At 63.3% G+C, this 5,682-nt stretch carries 6 protein-coding genes; 4 read left to right on the forward strand and 2 right to left on the reverse strand.

What is annotated here, in order from left to right; genetic code table 11:
• Positions 1 to 188: 188 nt before the first annotated feature.
• Positions 189 to 704, forward strand: a complete 516-nt coding sequence (locus tag ACT6Y9_RS08205) for a phosphate-starvation-inducible protein PsiE (protein ID WP_443744180.1) — start codon at positions 189 to 191, stop codon at positions 702 to 704.
• Positions 705 to 721: 17 nt separating this feature from the next.
• Here the strand turns inward: ACT6Y9_RS08205 and ACT6Y9_RS08210 are convergent, their stop codons facing one another.
• A complete protein-coding gene (locus ACT6Y9_RS08210) occupies positions 722 to 2,437 on the reverse strand; it encodes an AAA family ATPase (protein WP_443744181.1) in 1,716 nt (571 codons plus the stop codon).
• A 108-nt stretch (positions 2,438 to 2,545) separates the two neighbouring features.
• A complete protein-coding gene (locus tag ACT6Y9_RS08215; RefSeq protein WP_443744182.1) occupies positions 2,546 to 3,118 on the reverse strand; it encodes a DUF4113 domain-containing protein in 573 nt (190 codons plus the stop codon).
• Positions 3,119 to 3,171: 53 nt separating this feature from the next.
• On the opposite strand from ACT6Y9_RS08215, the gene ACT6Y9_RS08220 reads away from it, so the two are divergent.
• From ACT6Y9_RS08220 to ACT6Y9_RS08230, 3 genes are all read left to right on the forward strand, one after another.
• Complete coding sequence (locus ACT6Y9_RS08220; RefSeq protein ID WP_443744183.1) at positions 3,172 to 3,690, forward strand: LexA family protein; 519 nt, start codon at positions 3,172 to 3,174, stop codon at positions 3,688 to 3,690.
• A gap of 139 nt (positions 3,691 to 3,829) precedes the next feature.
• Complete coding sequence (locus ACT6Y9_RS08225) at positions 3,830 to 4,210, forward strand: hypothetical protein (RefSeq protein WP_443744184.1); 381 nt, start codon at positions 3,830 to 3,832, stop codon at positions 4,208 to 4,210.
• 123 nt (positions 4,211 to 4,333) lie between these two features.
• Positions 4,334 to 5,620, forward strand: coding sequence for an amidohydrolase (locus tag ACT6Y9_RS08230; protein WP_295479003.1), 1,287 nt, complete (start codon positions 4,334 to 4,336; stop codon positions 5,618 to 5,620).
• The last annotated feature ends 62 nt before the right edge of the window (positions 5,621 to 5,682 follow it).

Consider the following 5,682-nt stretch of genomic DNA (forward strand, 5'->3'; position numbering starts at 1 on the left):
GGCCGCGGCCCGTTCGTCGCCGCCGCCGCTCTCTTTGGGACCCTCCTCCGCAGGCGACGGCTGCCCTTCGAAAACATCTGTTGCACGTTCGCCACTGAGGTGGACGCCCGTTCACCCGTGCGCCCTCCATAATTCAGAAGCCCCAAACGCATCTGTCTTTCGATAGATTTAATCAATAGAGCCGTTCCATGCCGACCAACGAGAAGAACCCGGCTTCCAAAGCCCCGAACCACCAGCACGACCAGTCGAACGCCTGCGGCCTCTGCAGCATCGTGGGCGAATCCCACGCGCCGCACCCCGACGAACACTCACCCAAGCTCGAGCGCGCGAGCCACACCTTCAACCTCTGGCTCACCTACGCGCAGGCGGCCGCCCTCTGCGCCATTGCGCTCGCCGCCGTGGGCGGCATCGGACAGGCGATCTACGAAATGATCGCGGCGCGCGACATCAGCCTCGGCGACCTCCTGATGCTCTTCCTCTACGTCGAGATTCTTTCGATGGTGAAGGGCGCGTCCCTGGGCACCCGGGAAATTCCGATCCACACGCCGATCGCGCTTGCGATCGTGGCCGTGTCGCGCTACATCGTGGTCGACGTCGAGCACATCACCGCCGTCACCACGCTCTGCACGGCCGCCGCCATTTTGCTGCTCGTCTTCGCGCTCTGGCTCATCCAGAAGACCGGACGCAAGATCACGGCGTCCTGATTCTCCGCCGGGCGGCATCACGCCTCGAGCACGAGACGGAGTTCGCAGCCGACGAAAACGGCGGCGGTTCTTCTCAGGTGCTCGAGCGATACCGCAGGATGAACCTGCCCATATCGCGGAAGCTGTCTGACGGATTCCTCGGCCGCCCGCTGAACGTTCGCCTCGCTTCCTGCGCTCTTGGGCAGATACTTCAATTCGAGCAAATGCGGCACCTCCCCCCCTGAACTTGACTTTGGACGCATCAGGAGGTCGCAGTAGCCGCTTCCTCTTGCCTCCTCCTCGAGCGTCACTTCGTAGGTCGAATTCGTGAGCATGGCAAACTTGACCGCCACCTGCAGCGCAGTCTCCGAGAGATGGGCGAGCAGGTGCAGCCCGCTCGTGCTCTGCAGCGTTTTGGACACGAAGGAAAGCAGAGGTCCAACTTCGCCCTCAGCGATTTTCTTGAAGACGTCGACCAAGGCGATGGAGTCGAAGTTCGGCGCCGCACCGCAATATTCATCAAAGAAATACTCAAAAAACTGACTTTCCATCGCCTTGTTGGGACATGCCAACTCGTTGCGTTTGTTTTTTGCAAACGTCAGATAGCCCATGAAAAAGAGAATGGAGAGGACGTCGCGGTCATCAAAGCGAAATGCTCCGTTCAAATTGATGGCCGACGCGAGCGCAGCACTCGGGAGTCCAACGGCGCGGTCCTCGAGCACCGCAGAGACGACCTTTCGGACGATGGCCGCGTCGCCTAGCGACAGGATGCTCCTGATTTTGTTGATGTCCGTGGCGACGGACGGGTCGAAGAGCGTCGGCGGTTCCTCACCCGTCATCTGCAGCGCGGCGAGATAGTAGAGACACATCGAGGCGTTGTATACCGAAACGGTGCTCTGTGGACTGAAACGGTATCCGTTGTAGTAGTCCTTCATGCGGGCAAGCGGTACATTTCCCGTCTGCGTGCCCTTCAGATCCTGCGTCTCGACGATCAGGCGCCTCACCTCCTCTTCAGTGAATCCGACGGCATCTGCGAACGCCGGGATTTGGCTGATGTTCCACTGGATGCCGAAACCCGAAGTGATGGAGTCGAGCGATACGGAAGTGACGCCCGTCATGAAGATGCGGGCGACTCTTTGTCCGGCCTGGCCTTTGAGCGCCGCATAAAACGTCTTCAAAAATCCATCTCCGCTCGTCATTTCACGGAAAAGCGCCTTGTTGGCCGCCAGGATTTCATTAGCAAATTGATCATACTCGTCGATTATGATGTAGAGATTTTGATCAATTAAATCATCGACCAACAAAAAGAAGGCCTGCATGAGATCTGCGGGCGTTTGATGTTTTCGCCGAAGAAATTCGTCCGCTCCCGCAACAGGATATTTTTTGAAGAAGGCGGACATGCCAAGAAGCAGCTTCCGGATGAAGCCGTCAACCACCAACGTCGAATCAATTCCGGAGAAGTCCAGTCGCAGCACGTGGAACTGTCCTTGCGAAGCGGTTCGATGCGCGTGAATGTACGTGCCTGCGAAAAGCCGGTCGAAGTCGGCCGCCGACGCCTTGTCGTAATACGCCTCAAGCATCGTCGTCAGGAATGTTTTTCCAAAGCGTCTGGGACGAAGAAGCAGAGGGAACCGGATCTCCAGCCGCTCGAGCGCTTCGATTACCTTGGTCTTGTCGACAAACGCAAGGCCGGCGTCCCGCACCGCCTGAAAAGAAGCCAATCCATAAGGAATGCGCTTGGGCAGAAACTCCATGATTCTCCTCATAAAAATGCCTCAGGAGACCCCTCCCTTCAGGCCAAGGGTAGTTGACTTGCAGCAAGTCGGAGCCGTCCGGCCGCTTCCGTTTCCCGTTATTTATTTTCACACACCGCGACCATGATCTTCCTCCGCGTCGTCCGCTCCGACGCGCAGCAGCTCGTCGCCGCGGGTCGTGCAGCAGCGCGAGAGGTGTCCGCGGCGCATCTCCCACCTCCGGGCGAGCTTGGTGCTCGCAGGCGCGAGAACGTCCTTCCCCCAGCGGCGCACGAGCCCGTCCCACGTCTCCATCAACGCGCGGCGGCCCGGGTTCCCGGCGAGCTCCTCCTCGCTGAAGAGCGACCACTGTCGTCCGGATGCCGTCTCGAGCGCCCCTTCCGCGCCGGCTTCCGGGCGGATGTCGGCGAGGATCACGCCTGCCTTCTGGTAGGCGCATCCCTCGCGGAAGTGCCGCCGTACAAGGGCGGCGGCGATCGCGGTGAGTTCGAGCGTGTCGTTCGTGGGGCGCGGGAGCGTGAGCACCGGCTCGGCCGAATGCTGCGGGAGGTCGGTGCGGAAGAAGTTCGTGTGGAAGAGGACGCCCGCCATGCCCGCCGCGCCCCGCTGCGCGCGCAACACGAGCGCCGCCTCGTTCATGTGCATGGAGACGGCGGAGATGAGGGCCTCGACGTCCTTCACGGGAGCCGTATGTTGAAACCTCCCAATTCCACCAGTACGAGGTTTCTTAAAACATGCGCGCCGCCTGCGGATTCCCCTCGCCCGCGGCCGACTACGAGGCCGAAGAGGTGACGCTCGACCAGCTGATGGTCCGCAATCCGCTCGCCACGATCCTCGTCGAGGCGGCGGGCGACTCCATGGTGGAGGCCGGGATCTTTGAAGGAGACCTCCTCGTCGTGGACCGCGAGGTCGAACCGAGAAGCGGGAGCATCGTGCTCGCCTGCTACGACGGCTCCTTCACGGTGAAGCGCCTGCGCCTTGATCCGAAGGGCCGCATCGAACTCCATCCCGAGAATCCCCTCTCGGGCTGCGGCGTGCTCCGCCCGCGGCCGGGCGAGCAGTTTGAAGTCGAAGGGGTCGTCACGGGGCTTGCGCGGCGCTTGTGCAGCGCCGCCGCCTCATCCGCGTTGGCGACCGCGGCGAGGCCTTCGTCGGCGAAGAATTCCGCCCTCCTTCGCAAACGGCTGTATTCAAGGGCTTGCGGAACGCGTGCGGCGCTTTTGGACGCGGTGCGGGCGGGCCGCCCTCCTTGAGGAAACAACTCCCGACAACTCCTCACGGGCGGCCTTCGGCGCGGCGGCTAGAATTTTCCTCATTCGCGGGCCGCGCAGGCGGCGGGCGCTCCCCGCCGCCTACGACGCCTCGGACCATCGCATTCGCAAGAGATTCAGCATGAAGAAGTTCCTGATTGCGCCGGCGCTCATCCTCGCCGCCGCTTCGCTCACCGCCTCGCTCCCGGCTTCGGCCGCCTCGCTCACCGAGGAGTCCTGCGCGCTCCCGCACATCAAGTCCGTTGCCGACACCGAAGGCCTCGACCGCGCCCGTGCGCTCTCCTCGGCCTGCATCAAGCGCGGCTGGCTCTCGACGAAGGACGCCGCCGCCCGCGGCTGGGCCGACGTGAAGGAAGGTACGGGCGAGGGCTACGACGCCTCGAAGAGCGCCGTGCGCAAGGGCTGGGACAAGACCAAAGAAGGGGCTTCGGACACCTGGAAGGCCACGAAGGAAGGCGCCTCCGACATCAAGAACGCCATCAAGGAGAAGCTCTTCAACTAATCCATCCGCTTCCTTCCGACCGACGCCGCCCGGCCGCAGGCCCCTTGCGGAGCCTGTGCGTGGTTCTTGCGGACCCTTGAGAGAAGCGGCGCCGTCACCATGCATCAACCACAGGAGATAACCATGACCCATTTCACTGAACAACAGTACGTCGACGAGATGATCGCCACGCGCCGCAAGCTCCACCAGACGCCTGAAGAAGGTTGGACCGAATTCGAGACGAGCTGGCTCATCACGGAGCGCCTGCGCAGCCTCGGGCTCCGCGTCCTTCTCGGCCGCCAGGTGATCAACCCCGCCGCCGTCATGGGCCGCGACCCGAAGCTCGTCGAAGCCGCAATCGAGCGCGCGAAGGCCGACGGCGTGCCGCAGTCCTTTATCGACGAAACGGAGGGCTACACAGGCGTCGTCGCCGTGCTCGACACGGGGCGCCCCGGCCCGGTGACGGCCTTCCGCTGCGACATGGACTGCGTGCTCGTGACGGAATCGACCGATCCTTCGCACGTCCCCACCGCCTGCGGCTTCGCCTCGAAGCGCCCGGGCTTCATGCACGCCTGCGGCCACGACTCGCACAGCGCCGTGATGCTCGAGGTCGCGCGCTGGCTCGTGGACCACAAGGACGAGTTCAAGGGCACCTTCAAGCTCCTCTTCCAGCCCGCCGAAGAAGGCGTGCGCGGCGCGGGCTCGATGGCCGCCTCCGGGATCGTTGACGACGCGAAGTACCTGATCGGCGCGCACGTCGGCACCTTCGCGCACTTGGGCGAGATCGGCATCTCCGAGGGCGGATTCCTCGCTTCGACGAAGCTCGACGTCCACTTCCACGGCCGACCCTCGCACGCGGGCTCGGATCCTGAGAAGGGCCGCAGCGCGCTGATGGCCGCCTGCGCCGCCGCGATGATGATGCAGGGCATTCCGCGCTCGGGCGAAGGCGTGACCCGCATTGCGGTCGGCAGGCTCAACGCCGGCGAAGGCCGCAACGTGACGCCGGTCCACGCCGACATGCAGCTTGAGGTCCGCGGCGAAACGACCGAAGTCAACCAGTACATGGTGAAGAACGTCGAGAACATCGTCGACGGCGTCAAGCGCGCCTACGAGGTCGAGGCCGAGGTCGTGAAGGCGGGCGAGGCCGCGACCCTTCGCTTCTGCCCCGACGTCATCAACATCGTCGAAGAAGAGGCGAAGCAGGTTCCGGGCGTTCAGAAGGTCTTCCGCGTCAACAAGCCTTCTGGGTCCGAGGACTTCACGCTCCTTCTCGACCGCGTCGTGAAGCACGGCGGCGAAGGCGCCTTCTTCCTCTTCGGCTGCAACCACCACGGCCACCACCGCGCCGACTTCGAGATCCAGGACACCGAGAGCATGCCCCTCGGGTTCGGACTCTTCCGCCGCCTCGCCAAGCGCCTGAACGGCGTCTAAAAGCCTTGACCTCCCTGCGACCTTCCGCCGCAGACGAGTCTTTGAAGGGCCGCGTCCTCCGC

Source organism: Sutterella sp. (assembly GCF_052272535.1).
Taxonomy (GTDB): domain Bacteria; phylum Pseudomonadota; class Gammaproteobacteria; order Burkholderiales; family Burkholderiaceae_F; genus Sutterella.